At 68.7% G+C, this 18,262-nt stretch carries 14 protein-coding genes; 12 read left to right on the top strand and 2 right to left on the bottom strand.

The window, feature by feature from the left end:
- The first annotated feature begins 151 nt into the window (after positions 1-151).
- The 5 genes from AC1D2F_RS10355 (at position 152) to rsmD (ending at position 7,866) form a co-directional block, all read left to right on the top strand.
- Positions 152-2,767 (top strand): hypothetical protein, encoded by a 2,616-nt coding sequence (locus AC1D2F_RS10355; protein WP_476966671.1) that lies wholly within the window; start codon positions 152-154, stop codon positions 2,765-2,767.
- Positions 2,768-2,848: 81 nt separating this feature from the next.
- Positions 2,849-3,904: a thiamine-phosphate kinase gene (thiL, locus tag AC1D2F_RS10350; protein ID WP_476966670.1), complete on the top strand. Its 1,056-nt coding sequence runs from the start codon at positions 2,849-2,851 to the stop codon at positions 3,902-3,904.
- A 22-nt stretch (positions 3,905-3,926) separates the two neighbouring features.
- Positions 3,927-4,991: a DAK2 domain-containing protein gene (locus AC1D2F_RS10345; protein WP_229992717.1), complete on the top strand. Its 1,065-nt coding sequence runs from the start codon at positions 3,927-3,929 to the stop codon at positions 4,989-4,991.
- A complete protein-coding gene (locus tag AC1D2F_RS10340; RefSeq protein WP_229992683.1) occupies positions 4,981-7,209 on the top strand; it encodes an ATP-dependent DNA helicase RecG in 2,229 nt (742 codons plus the stop codon). The genes AC1D2F_RS10345 and AC1D2F_RS10340 overlap by 11 nt, the downstream gene beginning before the upstream one ends.
- 30 nt (positions 7,210-7,239) lie before the next feature.
- Positions 7,240-7,866: a 16S rRNA (guanine(966)-N(2))-methyltransferase RsmD gene (rsmD, locus tag AC1D2F_RS10335; RefSeq protein WP_229992682.1), complete on the top strand. Its 627-nt coding sequence runs from the start codon at positions 7,240-7,242 to the stop codon at positions 7,864-7,866.
- Here the strand turns inward: rsmD and AC1D2F_RS10330 are convergent.
- Both AC1D2F_RS10330 and AC1D2F_RS10325 read right to left on the bottom strand, forming a co-directional pair.
- Positions 7,863-8,648, bottom strand: coding sequence for a spermidine synthase (locus tag AC1D2F_RS10330; protein ID WP_229992681.1), 786 nt, complete (start codon positions 8,646-8,648; stop codon positions 7,863-7,865). The two genes, rsmD and AC1D2F_RS10330, sit on opposite strands and share 4 nt — an antisense overlap.
- 2 nt (positions 8,649-8,650) lie before the next feature.
- Positions 8,651-9,862 carry an aminotransferase class I/II-fold pyridoxal phosphate-dependent enzyme gene (locus AC1D2F_RS10325; RefSeq protein WP_229992680.1) on the bottom strand — a complete coding sequence of 404 codons (1,212 nt, stop codon included), beginning with the start codon at positions 9,860-9,862 and terminating at the stop codon, positions 8,651-8,653.
- Between the two features lie 48 nt (positions 9,863-9,910).
- On the opposite strand from AC1D2F_RS10325, the gene coaD reads away from it, so the two are divergent.
- From coaD to ftsY, 7 genes are all read left to right on the top strand, one after another.
- Positions 9,911-10,411, top strand: coding sequence for a pantetheine-phosphate adenylyltransferase (gene coaD, locus AC1D2F_RS10320; protein WP_229992679.1), 501 nt, complete (start codon positions 9,911-9,913; stop codon positions 10,409-10,411).
- 173 nt (positions 10,412-10,584) lie between these two features.
- On the top strand, positions 10,585-11,109 hold the full coding sequence (locus AC1D2F_RS10315) for a YceD family protein (RefSeq protein WP_229992678.1): 525 nt from the start codon (positions 10,585-10,587) through the stop codon (positions 11,107-11,109).
- 36 nt (positions 11,110-11,145) lie between these two features.
- Positions 11,146-11,349, top strand: coding sequence for a 50S ribosomal protein L32 (gene rpmF, locus AC1D2F_RS10310; protein ID WP_056738282.1), 204 nt, complete (start codon positions 11,146-11,148; stop codon positions 11,347-11,349).
- Positions 11,350-11,370: 21 nt separating this feature from the next.
- Positions 11,371-12,093 carry a ribonuclease III gene (gene rnc / locus AC1D2F_RS10305; protein ID WP_229992677.1) on the top strand — a complete coding sequence of 241 codons (723 nt, stop codon included), beginning with the start codon at positions 11,371-11,373 and terminating at the stop codon, positions 12,091-12,093.
- A 9-nt stretch (positions 12,094-12,102) separates the two neighbouring features.
- Positions 12,103-13,092, top strand: coding sequence for a bifunctional DNA-formamidopyrimidine glycosylase/DNA-(apurinic or apyrimidinic site) lyase (mutM, locus tag AC1D2F_RS10300; RefSeq protein ID WP_364747978.1), 990 nt, complete (start codon positions 12,103-12,105; stop codon positions 13,090-13,092).
- 98 nt (positions 13,093-13,190) lie between these two features.
- Positions 13,191-16,826, top strand: a complete 3,636-nt coding sequence (gene smc / locus AC1D2F_RS10295; RefSeq protein ID WP_229992675.1) for a chromosome segregation protein SMC — start codon at positions 13,191-13,193, stop codon at positions 16,824-16,826.
- A gap of 86 nt (positions 16,827-16,912) precedes the next feature.
- Positions 16,913-18,124, top strand: coding sequence for a signal recognition particle-docking protein FtsY (gene ftsY, locus AC1D2F_RS10290; protein WP_364747975.1), 1,212 nt, complete (start codon positions 16,913-16,915; stop codon positions 18,122-18,124).
- Positions 18,125-18,262: the final 138 nt, after the last annotated feature.

Below are 18,262 nucleotides of genomic sequence, written 5' to 3'. Positions count from 1 at the left end.
AACTTGGCAATAACAATGCGTGATGCAGTTGTGATTCAAGGGATCAAAGTTATTGGGGTGACAGACGGGAATTGGCGTTTATGCTATAGGCATCTTCCGTCGCTCCCACCAACAGGTCACCGCCTGAGGTCCCACCCTAAGCGAGCAATTTATGCGAAAACTGAACATAGCGGCAACCGTGATTGCCGCCGTGATGCTGGCAGCATACTTGCCCCAGGCCGCTGGGGCCGCTGTAGAGGTACCGACCGCCGCGCAGGTGTCCGCCGGTGCCATCCCGGCGGTGTCGGACCCGAGCCCCCAGGGGCAGGTGGTGGATGACTTTGTCCGGCCCGAGCCGCCGGCCAACAGGGCCAGGAGCGAATACACCTACGTGAGCGCGCCCATGGCGGGGACCTTGAAGACCACCCTCGTGACGGTGCAGCTGGCCGACAAATCGGCAGCCGAGACGGACGCGGCAGTGCCGATGGCCGCGGCGAAGGCCTCGCTCAGCGCGGCCAACCGCTACTGGGCACACGCCACCTCGAGCCGCGTGGACATCGCCCTGACCTCCTCACGCCATCTACACAGGTCCGCCGCGAAGTCCACTCAGTCGCCGGCGCAGATCGTGGAGACAGTTTCCCAGGAACTGGGCTGGACGCAGAGCTCCTACACCGCCCTGGTGATCTTCATCCCGGGCGCGTACCTGAGCAACGGCACCGCCGGCATGACCTACAGCAACGGCACCACAGGCGGGCGCATCCTGATGCCGCAGAACAGCCGGCTGACCACCCCCGTGCTGACCCATGAGTTCGGGCATGCCCTGGGCATGGACCACGCCAACAGCCTGGTGTGCGGCAGCGGGGCCATGGACGTGGCCTCCGGACCCTTCGCCGGGTTTGCCGATCCCACTTGCAGCATCAAGACCTACGGCGACAACCTGGACCTGATGGGGATCTCGCACTGGGACATGATGCCGGAAATCAGCGCCAGCCTGTGGGAGATGGGCCGGTTCGGCAACGGGAACGAAATCACCAACCTCGGCACCGTGTCCGGACCCCGCCGGGTGACGCTCAAACCCTGGGCCGGCGACGACGCGAACCGTGCGGTGAAGTTCACGGATCCGAAGTCCGGCGAGGTGTACTACCTCGAGCTCCGGACTGCCGTGGGCTATGACGCGGTGATTGCGCAGGCCGGAAACCGCGGCGTGAAGATCACCCAGCAGGGCGGAGGAAACTCCTCGATCCTGCTCCCGCACGATACCCGCGCAACCGCTTTCAACGGCTACTACAGCAACACCCAGGCCTGGCAGGCCGGGCAGACGTTTAGCACGCACGCCGGTACAAAGGTGAGCATCGATTCGGTCAGCGACACCTCGGCCACCGTAACCATCCGCCCGCCCGGGGCGCCCGCCAAGGGTTACGTCGAGTCCATGGCCATCACCAAGTCCGGCACCACGGCCCGCCTGCACGTCGCCGGCTGGGCCTACGACTCCGCCAAGTCCTCAGAATCGTCCACGGTCCACATCTATGTGACGCCGCCCGGCGGTAGTGCCACGGGCTACGCCGTGGCGGCCAATCAGGCCCGCCCGGACGTCAACCAGATCATGCAGGTGACCGGCAACCACGGGTTCAGCCGCTCCTTCAACCTGACCACCGCCGGCGTATATAAGGTCTGCGTGTACGCCCTGGGCAGTGTCGAAACCGTGGATCTGGGCTGCCGGTCCCTGACCCTGGCCGGGTCGGCGCCCACGGCCGGTTACCTCGAGTCGATGGCACTCACCAGGGTCAGCGGGGTGACAGTTCTGCGGGCGACGGGCTGGAGCTACGATCCCGGGACGCCCACCGCGTCCATCCCGGTCCACCTGTACGTGACGGATCCGGCGGGCAAGGCGACGACGAAGGCCATCACCGCCAACAAGAGCCGCCCTGACGTCAACACGGTGATGTCCGTGACCGGAAACCACGGCTTCACCTCGGACATCCCCGTGACCATGAGCGGACAGTACAAAGTGTGCGCCTACGGCCTGGCCGTCACCCCGCTGAGCCAGGGCAACAGCCTCCTGGGCTGCAAATCCCTGACGCCGCGGGCAACACCGGCGCCGGCCGGCTTCCTGGAGAGCACCGTCGTCAAGACGGACGCGCCGACGGCGACCATCACGGTCAGCGGATGGAGCCTGGACCCCGGAACGCCGGCAGCCTCCATCCCGGTACACCTCTACGTCACCGACCCTAACGGAGTGACCAGGAGCTCCGCCTACACGGCCAACCGGGCGCGCGCGGACGTCAATCAGGTCATGGGGACCACCGGAAACCACGGCTACCGGGTGGCGCTGCCCGTCAAGACGCCGGGCAGCTACAAGATCTGCGCCTACGGAATTGCCGTCAGCATCTTCCCGTTGGGCAACAGCCTCCTGGGCTGCACCACCGTGCGCGTTGCGGCCACCCCCGCGCCGATCGGTTACCTGGAGTCCGTCAAGGTCCAGTTGGGCGGAACGGGATCGGCGCTGGTGGCCAGCGGCTGGGGAGTGGACCCCGGCATGACCCGGGCGAACATTCCCGTCCACCTCTACGTCACGTCCCCCGACGGCACCACGAAAGGCACCGCCTATGTGGCCAGCCGGTACAGGGCGGACGTCAACTCGGTTATGAAGATCAGCGGCAACCACGGCTACCGGATTGTCATTCCGGTGACCAGACGCGGCGTATACACCGTGTGCGCGTGGGGTCTGGGCGTAGCAGGGCTGTCGTCCGGCAACACCCACTTCGGCTGCCTCAAGGCTACGTACTAACTCCCCTCGCGGTAGCGTAGGGCTGTGCCTGAAACTGTGCCTGACTCTCCTGTGCCTGCAACTCCTGTCCCTGTTACTGCCGTGCCCCAACCCCTGCGGGCGGACACCGCATTGACCGTTGCCGGGCTCTCGGAGTCCCAGTTGCTGGCGCGCATCTTCCCGCGGCTCACCAACGCTGAGCCCACCGGCGGCCCGGCTGCGGCGACGTACCTGCTGCTGGGCCCGGGGGACGACGCAGCGATTGTCGCCGCGCCGGACGGTCGGACCGTGCTGAGCATCGACACCCAGGTGGCGGACCAGGACTTCCGGCTGGAATGGAACAACGGCTACCGCACCAGCGGGTACGACGTCGGCTGGAAGGCCGCGGCGCAAAACCTCAGCGACATCAATGCCATGGGCGCCCGGGCCACGTCACTTGTGGTCAGCCTGACGATGCCGCCTGAGACCCTTGTGTCCTGGGTGGAGGATTTCGCGGACGGCCTCATGGCCGGGATCAGGGAGCTGGGCGCTCCGGTCTGCGCCGTGGCCGGCGGCGACCTCGGCCGCGGCCGCGAACTGGCAGTCAGCGTGGCCATCCTGGGGACCCTTGACGGCATGGCGCCCGTGCTGCGTTCCGGGGCCCGGCCGGGAGACACCGTGGCCTTGGCTGGAACAGTGGGCCGGGCCGCAGCCGGGCTGGCGCTGCTGGAGTCGGACGTCCCCATGGGGGATCTGACCGCCGGGCAGCGCTCCCTCATGGACACCCAGTGCCGCCCGCAGCCGCCGCTCGCGGCCGGCCCGTTGGCGCGTGAGGCCGGCGCGTCGGCCATGATGGACATTTCGGACGGCCTGGTCCGGGACGGAAACCGCATGGCGGCCGCGAGCCACGCGGTGCTGAACCTGGAAGCCGCCGCCCTGAAGGAGCTGGCCGTTGCGCTGCTGCCGGCGTCGGAGCTGTTGGGAGCAGACCCGATGTCCTGGGTCCTCGGCGGCGGCGAAGACCACGGACTGCTGGCCACTTTCCCCGCAGGGGTTCAACTCCCTCCCGGGTTCACTGCGATAGGCTCGGTAGAGGCCCCTGCACCAACCGAAAGCACGGGAGTAACGATCGCGGGCAGGCCCGCTGACGCTGTGGGATGGGATCACTTTGCAGACTAAGATTGCCGCCAACGCGCAAGCGATGAAGCGGTGGTTGGGCAAGGCGGAAACCACGCTCGGCAACCATAGCGACCGCCTGAACGCCATCAACATCTTTCCCGTGGCCGACGGCGACACCGGCACCAACCTCTACCTGACCGTCCGCGCCGCGGCCCACGCCGCGGACGCCGTCGTCGACAGTGGCACGGCCACTGGCCAGTCCACGCACGCCGCCGCGAACCCGCACGACGTCGGCGCCGTCCTGGCGCAGGCCGGCCAGGTGGCCATGGAACAGGCCCGCGGCAACTCGGGAACCCTGTTTGCCGTCTTCCTCGCCGCCGCCGCCGAACCGCTGGCCGGGCACACCCGGATCAGCTCACCGCTGCTGGCCGCGGCCCTGAACCGGGCCCAGATCCGGGCCTGGTCCGCGCTGAGTGATCCCGTGCCGGGCACCATGCTCTCCGTCATGGAAGCCGCCGCCCGGGCCGCGGCCGCCGTCGACTCCGCGCACGACGGCGATGACAGCAACCAGACCCTCGGCCTGGCCCTGGATGCTGCCGTCGAGGCAGCCCTGGCCGCCGTGGTGCGCACGGAGGACCAGCTCGATGCCCTGCATGCCGCCCACGTCGTGGACGCCGGCGGTGTGGGCATGCTCCTGATCCTGGACTGCCTCCGCTCCGCCGTGCTGGGCGAGGAGCTCCAGAGCGAACTGCTGGACGGCCTGCACGGCTACGACGTCCAGGACCCGCATATCCACGTCGGCATGCCGCGCGACGAAGGCGTCGAAGTCATGTGCACCATTTCCCTGTCCCCGCTGGACGCCGCCATGATGCGCCAACGGCTCGACGAAATGGGCGACTCGGTGATCATGAGCCAGGTCGGCGGCGCTGCGGACGCCGCCGGGCACTACCGCTGGCGCGTCCACGTCCACGTCCTGGATGCCGAACCCGCCGTCGCGCTGATCCGTTCCCTGGGTGAGCCCACGGAAATTTCCGTGAGCGAGCTCGCCGTGCCGCGCGATCCGGACCCGCGGGCCGCCACTGTTGCCGCCTTCGATGCGCCCGCAATTGCCGCCGAAACCCGAAACCCCGACGGACATGCACGCTGAACTTGAACTGGGCCTGGAACGCCGCATCGGCAAGCGCTCCGCGGCTGTCATCGAAAAACACCTCGGCATCACCACTGTCGGCGGGCTCCTGAACTACTTCCCCCGCCGCTACCTCAGCCGCGGCGAGCTGACACCCATCAGCGAGGTTCCTCTKGACGAGGAAGTGACGCTGATCGCCCGGGTGGTCTCCAACAGCACCCGGCCCATGCGCGCCCGGCGCGGCTCCCTCACCGACGTCGTGATCTCCGACGACGCCGGCGGCAGGCTGCCGGGCACGCTCAAGGTCAGCTTTTTCAACGGGTTCCGGGCCAAGGCTGAGCTGCAGCCGGGCCGGCGCGCCATGTTTTCCGGCAAGGTCACCCGCTACGGCGGATCCCTCGGCCTGACCAACCCCGATTTCCTGCTGCTCGACGAGGACCCCGACACCCCCGGCATCGACCCGGAGAAGCTCGCCGCCATGCCGATCCCGGTGTACCCGGCCACGGCCAAGCTCACCAGCTGGTCCATCCAGAAGGTCATCTCGACGCTGCTGGACACCGTGGAGCTCGAAACCCTCGGTGACCCGCTGCCGGCGGAGATCGCGGCGCGGGAGAAGTTCCTGCCGGTCGCCGACGCGTACCGGCTGATCCACGCCCCGCAAACCCCGGCGGACTTCCAGCGCGCCCGCGACAGGTTCCGCTACCAGGAAGCCCTGGTGCTCCAGTCGGCCCTGGCCCGCCGCCGTGCCCAACTCGCCGCCGAGGAAGCAACGGCCCGCCGTCCGGCACTGGACGGGCTGCTGCCCGCGTTCGACCGCCAGTTGCCGTTCACGCTGACCGCCGGCCAGGCCGCCGTCGGCAAGACGCTCTCCGACGAGCTCGCCCAGGACTCGCCAATGAACCGGCTGCTCCAGGGCGAGGTGGGCTCCGGCAAGACGATCGTGGCCCTGCGCGCCATGCTGCAGGTGGTGGACGCCGGGGGACAGGCTGCCCTGCTGGCCCCCACGGAGGTCCTCGCCGCCCAGCACTATGAATCCATCCGGCGCACGCTCGGACCGCTTTCCCGGGACGGGATGCTCGGCGGGTTCGGCCCGGACGCGGTCCAGGTCACCCTCCTCACCGGTTCCATGCCCACCGCGGCGCGGAGGCAGGCCATGCTGGACGCGGCCTCCGGAACGGCGGGAATCGTGATCGGCACCCACGCTCTGCTGAGCGAGAACGTGTCCTTCTACGACCTCGGCCTGATTGTGGTGGACGAGCAGCACCGCTTCGGCGTTGAACAGCGCGACGCCCTCCGGGCCAAGGCCAGCAAACCGCCGCACCTGCTGGTCATGACCGCCACGCCGATTCCCCGGACTGTGGCCATGACCGTGTTCGGAGACCTCGAAACCTCCGTGCTGGATGAGCTCCCCGCCGGCCGCGCCCCGATCTCCACGCATGTGGTGGGACTCGCGGAACACCCGGGGTGGGCCACGCGCATCTGGTCCCGTTCGCGGGAGGAGATCGACGCCGGGCACCAGGTCTACGTGGTCTGCCCCAAGATCGGCGCGGACGACGACGGCGACTTCACCCCGGGCGAGGCCGAACCGTCCGCCGCGGACCTCGAAGGCGAGAACGGCTCACGCGAACTCGCCTCCGTCACCGGTGTCGTGGAGCACCTCCAGGACGAGCCGGCCCTCGCCGGGGTGGCTGTGGCGCCGCTGCACGGCCGGCAGGACCCGGTGCTGAAGTCCGAGACCATGGCCTCCTTCACGGCCAATCAGACCAAAGTGCTCGTCTCCACCACCGTGATTGAAGTCGGCGTGGACGTGCACAACGCCACGCTCATGGTCATTCTGGACGCGGACCGCTTTGGCATCTCCCAGCTCCACCAGCTGCGCGGCCGGGTGGGCCGCGGCGGGCTGCCCGGGACCTGCCTGCTGGTCACCACCCTGGAGCCGGGCCATCCGAGCCGGCGCCGGCTCGATGCCGTGGCGGCCACCACCGACGGCTTCGAACTGTCCCAGGAGGACCTCAAGCTGCGCCGCGAAGGCGACATCCTGGGTGCCTCGCAGTCCGGCGGGCGCTCCACCCTTAAGCTGCTGCGCGTCCTGGAACACGAGGACGTGATCGCCCGGGCCCGGCAGGACGCCCAGCGGATCGTGGCCGCCGATCCCTCACTGGCGGGCCAGCCCGGGCTCGCGGCCGCGATCGACGAATATTTGAACCCCGAGAAGGAGGCGTTCCTTGAACGCGGCTAACAGAATCCAGGCGCCGACGGTGGCGCGCCCATGAGCCGTATCATCTCGGGCGCGGCCGGCGGAACGACGCTGACCAGCGTCCCCGGGAGCCTGACGCGGCCCACGACGGACCGGGTCAAGGAAGCGCTGTTCTCCCGGCTGGACGCCTTCGATGTCATTGCCGGTGCGCGTGTGCTGGATTTGTACGCGGGATCCGGCTCGCTGGGTGTGGAGAGCGGCAGCCGCGGCGCCGACTCTGTGGATCTGGTCGAGTTCGATGCCAAGGCCAGCGCCGTCTGCCAGCGCAACGCGGACCTGGTCAACACCGTCACGGGCCGCAAGGTGGTCTCCGTGCACCGTTCCAAGGTCGAATCCTTCCTGGACCGGACCGCTGAGGCCGCGCGCTGGGACCTGGTGTTTCTGGACCCGCCCTACCCCCTGGACGAGCCGGCCCTGGCTGCCGTGCTGGCCAAGCTGGTGCCGCACCTGGGCGAGGGGGCCGTCGTGGTGGTGGAACGCTCATCCCGGACCCCCGAGCCGGCATGGCCCGAGGGCATGGAACGGTTTGCCGAGAAGAAGTACGGCGAAACCCGGCTGTGGTTCGCCGAGCCCGGTGTGGAAGCCGTGGAAACCGGGGTCGAATCCGTGGACGGCGTGGATTTAGAGGTCGGGGACTAACCGGCGAGCACGTCCAGTTCGACGCCGGCGAGCAGCCTGGCCGGATGCGGACCGCGCGCCGTGAGGGCCGCCGTCCAGACCGACGGCCACGGGCCCTGCGTCCCGGTCAGGATGATGTTCCCGGGGTACCGGCCGGTGAACATGCCGGCCTCGGCGAAGGCCGAGACGTCGGCCATGGCCCGGCGCATGGCCGCGGCCTGGCTCCGGACCAGGGTCAGCCCGGGTTCGTCGCCCACGTTGACAATCAAGACCCCGCGCGGTGTCAGCCGGGCGGCCGCCTCCTGGTAGAACTCGGTGCACGCGATGTGTTCGGGCGCCTCGGGCCCCGAGAAGATGTCCAGGATCACGACGTCGAAGCGCAGTTCCGCCGGAAGCCCGGCGAGGGCGTCGCGGGCGTCGCCGATCACCGTGTGCAGCTGCGTTCCCTCCGGCAGGGGCAGCTGCGCCAGCACGAAGTCCAGCAGTTCCCGCTCCAGCTCAACCGCATACTGGACCGAGCCGGGCCGGGTGGCCTGGATGTAGCGGGCCAGCGTCAGGGCGCCCGCGCCCAGGTGCAGGGCGCTGATGGGCTCGCCCCACGGGGCGGCGAGGTCCACCACATGCCCGATCCTGCGCAGGTACTCGTAGAAGATGTCCGCGGGATCAGCCAGGTTGACGTGGGACTGCTCGGCGCCGCCGATGCTCAGCACGACGCCGCCGTCGGTAAAGGGATCCGGTTCGATCGTGGCATGCTGCCCGGTGGTCCGCAGGAACCGCGAGGCTCCGGGTGGCTGCCCGGCCATGCTCAAAGCCTGTCGCGCAAGGTCGCCAGCCGCTCGGCCGCCTCTTCCAGCACGTGCAGCTGCTTGCAGAAAGCGAAGCGGAGCAGGCTGCGGGTGCGCTCGGCGCCCTCGGCGTGGCAGAAGACCGGCACCGGGATCGCGGCGACGCCCACCAGGGCCGGGAGCCTGCGGGCCAGCTCCACGGAATCGGTGATCCCCAGCGGAGAGGTGTCCACGTTCACGAAGTAAGTGCCCTGCGGCGTCAGGACGTCCAGGCCGGCTGCGCGGAGTCCCTCGCTGAGGACGTCGCGCTTGTACCGGAGCGTGTCGGCAATGCCGGCGTAGAACTCGTCCGGGAGCCCCAGCCCCACCGCGATCGCGGCCTGGAAGGGCGTGCCGGAACTGTAGCTCAGGAACTGCTTGACGGTCCGGGCGGCGGCCACGAGGTGCTCCGGCCCGGAGAGCCAGCCGATCTTCCAGCCGGTGAAGGAGAACGTCTTCCCGGCCGAGGAAATAGTCAGCGTGCGCTCGGCGGCACCGGGCAGGGTGGCCAGCGGGATGTGCTGCACACCGAAGGTCAAGTGCTCGTACACTTCGTCGGTGATGATGACGGCGTCGTATTTCGCGGCCAGTTCGACGACGCGCGCAAGCACCTCGCGGGGGAACACCGCGCCGGTCGGGTTGTGCGGATTGTTGACCAGCACCACCTTGGTGCGGTTATTGAACGCGGCCTCGAGCGCGGCCAGGTCCGGCATAAAATCCGGGGCCAGGAGCGGGGCGGTAACGTGCGTGGCGCCGGCGAGCCCGATGATGGCGCCGTAGGAGTCGTAGAACGGCTCAAACGTGAGCACCTCGTCTCCCGGACCGACCAGCGCGAGCAGCGAGGCGGCGATGGCCTCTGTGGCGCCGGTGGTGACGATGATCTCGGTCTGGGGATCGGGGGTGAGCCCGTAGAACCGCTCCTGATGGACTGCGATCGCCTCCCGCAGCGGCAGGATGCCCTTGCCGGGCGCATACTGGTTGGCGCCGGCGGCGATGGCGGCCTGGGCGGCCTCCTTGATCTCGACGGGGCCGTCCTCGTCCGGGAAGCCCTGGCCGAGGTTGATGGCGCCCGTGCTGAGCGCAAGGGTGGTCATCTCCTCGAAGATCGTGACGCCCAGCGAACCGTCGGGGGAGAGCAGGTTGGCGCCGGTTGCGGCGCGCTGCCACGGGAACTGGGGAGGGAGCTGGGACATTCAGCCATGTTATCCCGGCCTGCGGCGCGGATACGGTAGGTTCGGAGCATGAGACGCGCTGTTTGCCCTGGCTCTTTTGACCCCATTCACAATGGACACCTGGAAGTCATCGCGCGTGCCGCGGGCCTCTTCGACGAGGTGATCGTGGCCGTGTCCACGAACTACACCAAGAAGTACCGCTTCACCCTGGAGGAGCGGATCGACATGGCCCAGGAAACGTTTGCGTCCCTGCGCGGCATCGTGGTGGAACCCGTGGGGGAGGGGCTGCTGGCCGAGTACTGCCGCCAGCGTGGCGTGTCCGCGATCGTCAAGGGCTTGCGCTCGTCCTCGGACTTCGACTACGAACTGCCGATGGCCACGATGAACCGGCAGCTGACCGGCGTCGAGACGGTGTTCCTGCCCGCGGAAAGCCACTACCTGCACCTGTCCTCCACCCTCATCAAAGAGGTCTTCGCCCTCGGCGGGGACGTCTCGGACTTTGTTCCCCGGTCCGTGCTGAAACGGCTGGCTCCGGGCGAGCCGGTCCAGAACCGGGCGCGCAAAGTGTAAGCTTGACCGGTACTCGGCGGCCTGCTGCCGGTTGCGTGGCCCGAATCCAAGGCCGCTTGTGGTGTGAACCGCCGGCGTGCCCCGGTTTGAGTCCGTCCGGAAGTTCAGGCTAAGATAGTACGTCGGTCATATGTTCAACAGGAGTTCTCATTAAACGAGATGCTAGTTCGCCCTTGGCGTTCGACGTCAAGGACCTCGGACGCAGTCCGGGAAGCATGCGAACGCTGACGGAACATGTACCCGCGCCAAGTGATCTTGGTGTGGCGCTCATTGGCGTGCAGGAAGGCTCGGATATCGAGCTGGACCTGCGGCTTGAGGCCGTACACGAAGGAATTCTGGTATCAGGAACCGCGCTCGTTGAAGTAACTGGCGAATGCGGCCGATGCCTGGATCCCCTTGCGTATGACCAAGAGGTCGATGTGCAAGAACTTTTCTTCTACGAGGACGCTGTGTTCTCCGACGAGGAAGACGAAGAAGAGCAACGTCGAGTCGAGCACGATCTGATCGATCTTGAGCCGGTGTTGCGGGACGCAGTTGTCACCATACTGCCGTTCCAGCCGGTGTGCCGGGAAGACTGCCAGGGCCTTTGCTCCGAATGTGGAGTACGCCTGGAAGACGAGCCGGGGCATCACCACGAGGTCGTAGATCCTCGCTGGGCCGCCCTGGCTGACTTGGCTAAGCCTGACCGGCAAAACTGATTTGTAAGTGTTTTTCTAGAGAGAAATGAGTTAGCCGTGGCTGTCCCGAAGCGGAAAATGTCTCGCTCGAATACCCGCGCCCGCCGCTCCCAGTGGAAGGCAACTGCCCCCCACCTGGTGAAGACCGTAGAGAACGGCCAGGTTGTTTACAGCCTGCCGCACCAGGCAAAGGTCGTTACCGACTCGGCTGGCACCGCGCTGTTCCTTGAATACAAGGGCCGCAAGGTCGCAGACGTCTAATCCGCCGACAGGCTGAAAAAGATGTCTTCAACTGAAGAGCTTCTGAAGCGTCTCGGTGTCACTATTGACGCCGGGACGCTTCGTCTTGCGCTCACACACCGTTCCTACGCCTACGAAAACGGCGGCATTCCCACCAACGAACGGCTCGAGTTCCTGGGCGACTCCATCCTGGGCTTCTCCGTGACGGACGCGCTGTACCGTGACAACCCCACGCTGCCCGAAGGCGACCTGGCCAAGCGCCGCTCCGCCGTCGTCAGCACCCGGGCGCTGGCCGGCATCGGCCGCAGCATCGGGCTGGGCGAATACATCTACCTCGGACAGGGCGAGAAGCTCACCGAGGGCAAGAACAAGGCGTCCATCCTGGCGGACACCATGGAGGCGCTGATCGGCGCCACCTACGTCTCCAACGACATCGAGACGGCCCGGCAGCTGGTCATGCGGCTGGTCGGCCCGCTGTTGAAGGACGCCGCCGCCCTCGGCGCCGGTACCGACTGGAAGACGAGTATCCAGGAGCTGGCGGCCAGCCGGCAGCTCGGAACCATCAACTACGCCGTTGACGGCTCCGGGCCGGACCATGCCCGGACATTCGAGGCAGTGCTGCGGATCGGTGGAACCGACTATGGCACCGGCACCGGCAACTCCAAGAAGGAAGCCGAGCAGGAAGCCGCCGCCGATGCCTGGCGCCGGCTGACCGCCCCCTCCACGCCTGATCCGCAACAGCTGCAGCCCCAGACCGGCAGCTAGGCGGCCGCGTTGCCTGAACTGCCCGAGGTCGAGGTGGTCCGGCGCGGCCTGGTGAGCTGGGTGCGGGGCCGGACCATCACCTCTGTCGATGTGCTGGACCCGCGCTCCCTGCGCCGGCACGCCCTGGGGCCGGAAGACTTTGCCGGCAACCTTGAGGGTGCCCGGGTGCTGGACGTGGTCCGCCGCGGCAAATTCCTCTGGATGCCGCTGGCGGACACGCCCGCCCCGTCCGGGAGCAGTGTCCTGTCTGGGGAGCCGGTCCCGGGCGCAGAGCCAGCCCCCGCCGTCGCACTCATGGCCCACCTGGGCATGTCCGGCCAGCTGCTGATGCAGGACCCCGGCGTTCCGGACGAAAAACACCTCAAGGTCAGGCTGCGGCTCAGCCCCGCTGACGGCATGCCCGCACAGCTCCGGTTCGTGGACCAGCGCATCTTCGGCGGCCTGTTCCTCACCTCGCTGATCCCCACTGACGACGGCGGCCCAGGCGGCCTCGCCGAAACACCGCTGCCGCTCATCGCCGAGGAAGCCTCGCACATTGCCCGGGACCCGCTGGACCCCTGGTTTTCCTTCGAGGCCTTCTACCGGCGCCTGCGGGCACGCAAGACCGGGCTCAAGCGGGCGCTGCTGGACCAGGGCCTGGTCTCCGGGATCGGCAACATCTACGCTGACGAGGCCCTCTGGAAGGCGCAGCTGCACTATGCCCGGCCCACCGACACCCTGCGCCGTGCCGACGCGCTGCGGCTCCTCGACGCTGCCCGCGAGGTCATGACGGATGCGCTGGCCGCCGGAGGCACAAGCTTCGATTCGCTCTACGTCAACGTCAACGGCGCCTCCGGGTACTTTGACCGCTCCCTGAACGCCTACGGCCGGGAGGGCCAGGAATGCAAGCGCTGCGCGGCCGCCGGCCGGGTCAGCCTGCTGAGGCGGGAACAGTTCATGAACCGTTCCTCGTACACCTGTCCCGTCTGCCAGCCCCGCCCCCGGAACGGCCGGTGGTAAGCTTGGGCGGCCGCTAAATCCCCGGACTTCCGCGGTAACACAGGTAGATTTAGGGCTGGAAAGCACCCGCTGCCGCCACCGAAGAGAGCCGAAGCACCTTGCATCTGAAGAGTCTGACCGTCCGGGGATTCAAGTCGTTCGCCTCAGCGACGACATTTGAATTCGAACCGGGCGTCACCGCCGTGGTGGGCCCCAACGGTTCGGGCAAATCCAACGTCGTGGACGCGCTGGCGTGGGTCATGGGCGAACAGGGCGCCAAAACCCTCCGCGGCGGCAAGATGGAGGACGTGATCTTCGCGGGCACCTCGGGCCGGCCGCCCCTGGGCCGGGCCCATGTCTCGCTGACCATCGACAACAGCGACGGCGCCCTGCCGATCGAATACAGCGAGGTGACGATCTCGCGGACCCTGTTCCGGACCGGCGGCTCGGAATACGCCATCAACGGCGCCGGCTGCCGGCTGCTCGATATCCAGGAGCTGCTCTCCGACTCCGGCCTTGGCCGCGAGATGCACGTGATTGTGGGCCAGGGCCAGCTGGACAAGGTCCTGCACGCCACCCCCGAGGATCGGCGCGGCTTCATCGAAGAGGCCGCCGGCATCCTCAAACACCGCCGCCGCAAGGAAAAGACGGTCCGCAAACTCGAGGCCATGCAGGCCAACCTGTCCCGGCTCAGCGATCTCACCGGCGAAATCCGGCGGCAACTGACCCCGCTGGGAAAGCAGGCCGAAGTTGCCCGGCGCGCCCAGAGCGTCCAGTTCGAGGTCCGCGACGCCCGCTCACGCCTCCTGGCGGACGACCTCGTCCAGCTGCAGTCCGCGCTGGCCAAGGACGTCGCGGATGAATCGGCGCTCAAGGCCCGCCGCGGCGTCGTCGAACGCGACCTCGAGGCTGGACGGCAGCGCCAGGCGGTCCTCGAACGGCTCGCCGCCGAGGCCACGCCAACGCTGAACGCGGCGCGGGAGAACTGGTACTCGCTCTCCACCGGGCGCGAACGGCTCCGCTCGCTCGGCTCGCTCGCCGAGGAGCGCCGCCGGCTGCTCGGCGCAGCGGACGTGGTGCCGGACACCGGCCGGGATCCGGACCAGCTGGAGCAGCAGGCCGCCCGCGTCCGCGACGAGCAGGCCGGCCTGGAACGGCAGATCCTGGACCGGACGGAGGCCCTGGCCGCCGCGACAGCCGCCAAGCATAAGGCCGAACAGGCCGCCGCCGCCGAGGACAAGCGGCTCGCGGCCCTGCTCCGGGCCGCCGCGGACCGTCGTGAAGGCCTGGCAAAGCTCGCAGGGCAGGTCGGCGCGGCACGCTCCCGTGTCGAGTCGGCCCAGTCCGAGCTCGGACGCCTCCGCGAATCGCAAAAGGCCGGCGAGGAACGCCGCCGGCACGCGCACAGTGAGTTCACAGCCCTGGAGACGCAGGTGGCTGGCGTCGAGGACGGCGAGGAATCGCTCGACGCCGACTACGAGGCCGCAAGCGTTGCCCTCGACACGGTCATCGCCGAAATTGACGCCCTGAAGGCGGCCGAGCGCGACGGCGAGCGGGAACGCGGCGCCCTCATGGCCCGCCGCGATGCCCTCCAGCTCGGCCTGAACCGCAAGGACGGCTCCGGGCACGTGCTCGGCGCCGCCGCAGGGGTCCTGGCCGCCGGAGTGCTGGGACCCTTGGCGTCCATGATCACCGTGGAGGCCGGATTCGAGGCCGCCGTCGCCGCCGCACTCGGCAGCGCGTCCGACGCCGTGGTGGTCCGGGACCAGGAGACGGCCGCCGCCGCCGTGCGGCTGCTGCGCGAGGACGACGCCGGCCGCGCCGCGCTGCTGCTCGCCGGCGTTCCGGCCGGGCCCTCGCCGCTGTTGGCCGGTGCGCTGTCGGCCGATGCATTAGCCGGCGGGAGCACGCTTCCCGCGGGCGCGCGCTGGGCCGCGGAGCTGGTTTCGGCTGCGGGTCCGGACGCTGCCGGCCTGCCGCTGGCTGCCCTGCTGGCCGGCGTCGCCGTCGTCGAGGATCTGGATGCCGCGGCGCAGCTGATCGCCGCGAGCCCCGGGCTCACCGCCGTGACCCGGGCCGGGGACGTCTTTACTGTGCTGACCGTGACCGGCGGTTCCGCGTCGGCGCCGTCGCTGCTGGAAGTCCAGGCCGCCGTTGACGACGCCGCCGCGAGGCTGGCCGCCGTCACCGCCGGGCTCGAACGCAACCGCTTCGCCCTCTCCGCCGCCCGGACCCGGCGCGCCGAAGCCCAGGACCGGGCGGACGCGGCCCTCGCAAAACTCCACGACTCCGACGCGAAACTCGCGGCCGTCGCCGAACGCCTGGGCCATCTGAACGCGGTGCTGCGCAGCGCCGTCGGGGAAAGTGAGCGCCTGGCCGCGTCCCTGGCCAGGGCCGAGGCCCAGATTGTCAGCGAACAAGATGCCCTGGAAGCGGTGGCGGCACGGCTCGCCGCGGCCACCGAAGCCCCCGCGGAGCAGGAACCCTCCCCGGAGCGCCGCGACGCCCTGGCCCTGGCCGCCTCGCTGGCCCGCACGGCCGAGATGGAAGCCAGGCTCGCCCTGCGCAGCGCCGAGGAACAGCTCACGGCCACCCGCAACCGGGCGGCCTCGCTGGAACGGGCCGCCGCCACCGAACGCCGCGCCCGCGAGGAAGCCGCGGAACGCGCCCGCCGCCGCCGGCTCCAGGCCCGGCGCGCCGCCGCCGTCGCCGTCGCCGTGCAGCACATCATCGGGTTCATCGACGTCTCCGTGGAGCTGGCCCGCCGGGAGCGGGACAGCGCCGAGGAACGCAGGGACGCGATGGACCGTGAGCTTGCCGGGGTCCGCAGCGGCAACGACGCCCTGGCCCGCGAACTGGCCGAGCTCACCGACTCCGTGCACCGCGACGAGCTCGCCCGCACCCAGCAGAGGCTTCGGATTGAGGCCCTGGAACTGAAGAGCGTGGAGGAGCTCGGCCTGACCGCAGAGCAACTCGTGGCCGATTACGGTCCGGACCGGCCCGTTCCGGTGCCGGCCGAGGACTCGGCGGACAAATGGGCCGCCCTGCGCGCCCCGGTGGACGAGGCCGGCCGCGAGATTTCCGAGGGCAAGCCCTTCGTCCGGGCGGAGCAGGAAAAACGGCTCAAACGCGCCGAACGCGACCTTGCGGCCCTCGGCAAGGTCAACCCGCTGGCGCTCGAGGAGTTCGCCGCGCTCGAGGAGCGCCACCAGTTCCTCAGCACCCAGCTCGAGGACCTGAAGTCCAGCCGCAGGGACCTGCTGGACATCATCAAGGAAGTCGACGACCGCGTCCAGAAGGTCTTCGCCGAGGCATTCGAAGACACCTCGCGGCAGTTTGTCCGCGTTTTCGCCCGGCTGTTTCCCGGCGGCGAGGGCCGGCTGGTCCTGACGGACCCCTCCGACATGCTCACCACCGGGATCGAAGTGGAAGCCCGCCCTGCCGGCAAGAAAATCAAGCGGCTCTCGCTGCTCTCCGGCGGCGAGCGTTCCCTGACGGCGGTGGCGCTGCTGGTGGCGATCTTCAAGGCACGGCCCTCGCCCTTCTACGTCATGGACGAGGTCGAGGCCGCGCTCGATGACACCAACCTGGGCAGGCTCATCACCATCTTCGAAGAGCTCCGCGAATCCAGCCAGCTGATTGTCATCACGCACCAGAAGCGCACCATGGAAGTCGCCGACGCCCTCTACGGCGTCACAATGCGCGGCGACGGCGTCTCCACGGTGATCAGCCAGCGGCTGGGCGCGGAGGTCTAGACAGCGGAGATCTGGGCGGGGCGGCGGCCCGGGTGTAACGAAAACGCTGGCCACGGCCCATTTGGGGTTTGTGAGAAGCTAGGGGAGTGAACGACATCCTCCCCATTATTCTGCCCATTCTCGCTGTCCTGGTGGTCATTGGTGTGCTGATCCCGGTGCTCATGAAGACCCGGAAGAACGCCAAGACCTATTCAGGCACGCGTGACGCAAACGACCCCGTGCAGGCCCCGGGAGCCGGAACCCTTGTGGAGGACCGTCCCGCGTCGGCGCCGGCACCGGCAAGAACCTCGCCGGACGCCGTCGAGCTCGAACAACCAGCGGTCGAGGTGCCGGACAACGCCGCCGGCCTGGAAACTGTGCCGGTGGAAACCCCGCTGCCGGTGGCCGGACGCCTCGCCCGGCTGCGCGAGCGGCTGGTCAAGTCCAACAACGTCCTGGGCAAAGGCCTGCTGGCCCTGCTCTCGGCCGACAAGATCGACGAAAACGTCTGGGATGAAGTCGAGGAAACCCTCCTGCTGGCCGACCTCGGCACCGAACCGACCATGCAGCTCGTGGACGCGCTCCGCGAACGCGTCAAGGTGATCGGCACCCGGGACCCCGAGCACGTCAAGGCCCTGCTCCGCGAGGAACTCATCAAGCTCGTGGACCCCACCATGGACCGCAGCCTGAACGTCCAGCGCCACGCCGACAAGCCCGCCGTCGTGCTGGTGGTCGGCGTGAACGGCGTCGGCAAGACCACCACCGTGGGCAAGCTCGCCCGCGTGCTCGTGGCCGAGGACAAGGACGTGCTGCTGGGCGCCGCCGACACCTTCCGCGCCGCGGCCTCCGAACAGCTCGCCACGTGGGGCCAGCGCGTCGGGGTCCCCACCGTCAAGTCCGACGTCCACGGCGCGGACCCGGCCTCGGTGGCCTACGAAGCGGTCCAGGCCGGCATCGACCAGGAAGTCGACGTCGTCATGATCGACACCGCGGGGCGCCTGCAGAACAAGGTGGGCCTCATGGACGAGCTCAGCAAGGTCAAGCGGGTCATCGAGAAGCTTGCCGAGGTGGACGAGGTGCTGCTGGTCCTGGACGCCACCACCGGCCAGAACGGACTCAACCAGGCCCGGGTGTTCTCCGAGGTCGTGAACATCACCGGGATCGTCCTGACCAAGCTGGACGGCACCGCCAAGGGCGGGATCGTCGTCGCCATCCAGAAGTCCCTCGGCGTCCCGGTCAAGCTGATCGGCCTGGGCGAAGGCGCGGACGACCTCGCACCGTTCGACGCCGAAGGATTCGTGGACGCACTGCTGAACTGACACGATCACGCCAACGCCCGGCTGGGGAATCCCAGCCGGGCGTTTTGCGTGGGCGGGCATTGAGTTCCGGGGCGACGTGCTCGTCTACGGATCCTCCGGGCCGCTGCGTCCTGTTAACTCTGCCGCTTAACTCTGCCG

Source organism: Arthrobacter sp. P1_B3 (assembly GCF_056406615.1).
The sequence above is the reverse complement of the archived record's forward strand: the minus strand, read 5'-3'. Positions and strand labels throughout refer to the sequence as shown.

Bases quoted from the DNA above. Each gene is read 5' to 3' on its own strand.
- AC1D2F_RS10355 (WP_476966671.1), top strand. From the start codon at position 152: ATGCGAAAACTGAACATAGCGGCAACCGTGATTGCCGCCGTGATGCTG.
- AC1D2F_RS10345 (WP_229992717.1), top strand. From the start codon at position 3,927: ATGAAGCGGTGGTTGGGCAAGGCGGAAACCACGCTCGGCAACCATAGC.
- rsmD (WP_229992682.1), top strand. From the start codon at position 7,240: ATGAGCCGTATCATCTCGGGCGCGGCCGGCGGAACGACGCTGACCAGC.
- AC1D2F_RS10330 (WP_229992681.1), bottom strand. From the start codon at position 8,648: ATGGCCGGGCAGCCACCCGGAGCCTCGCGGTTCCTGCGGACCACCGGG.
- AC1D2F_RS10325 (WP_229992680.1), bottom strand. From the start codon at position 9,862: ATGTCCCAGCTCCCTCCCCAGTTCCCGTGGCAGCGCGCCGCAACCGGC.
- coaD (WP_229992679.1), top strand. From the start codon at position 9,911: ATGAGACGCGCTGTTTGCCCTGGCTCTTTTGACCCCATTCACAATGGA.
- rnc (WP_229992677.1), top strand. From the start codon at position 11,371: ATGTCTTCAACTGAAGAGCTTCTGAAGCGTCTCGGTGTCACTATTGAC.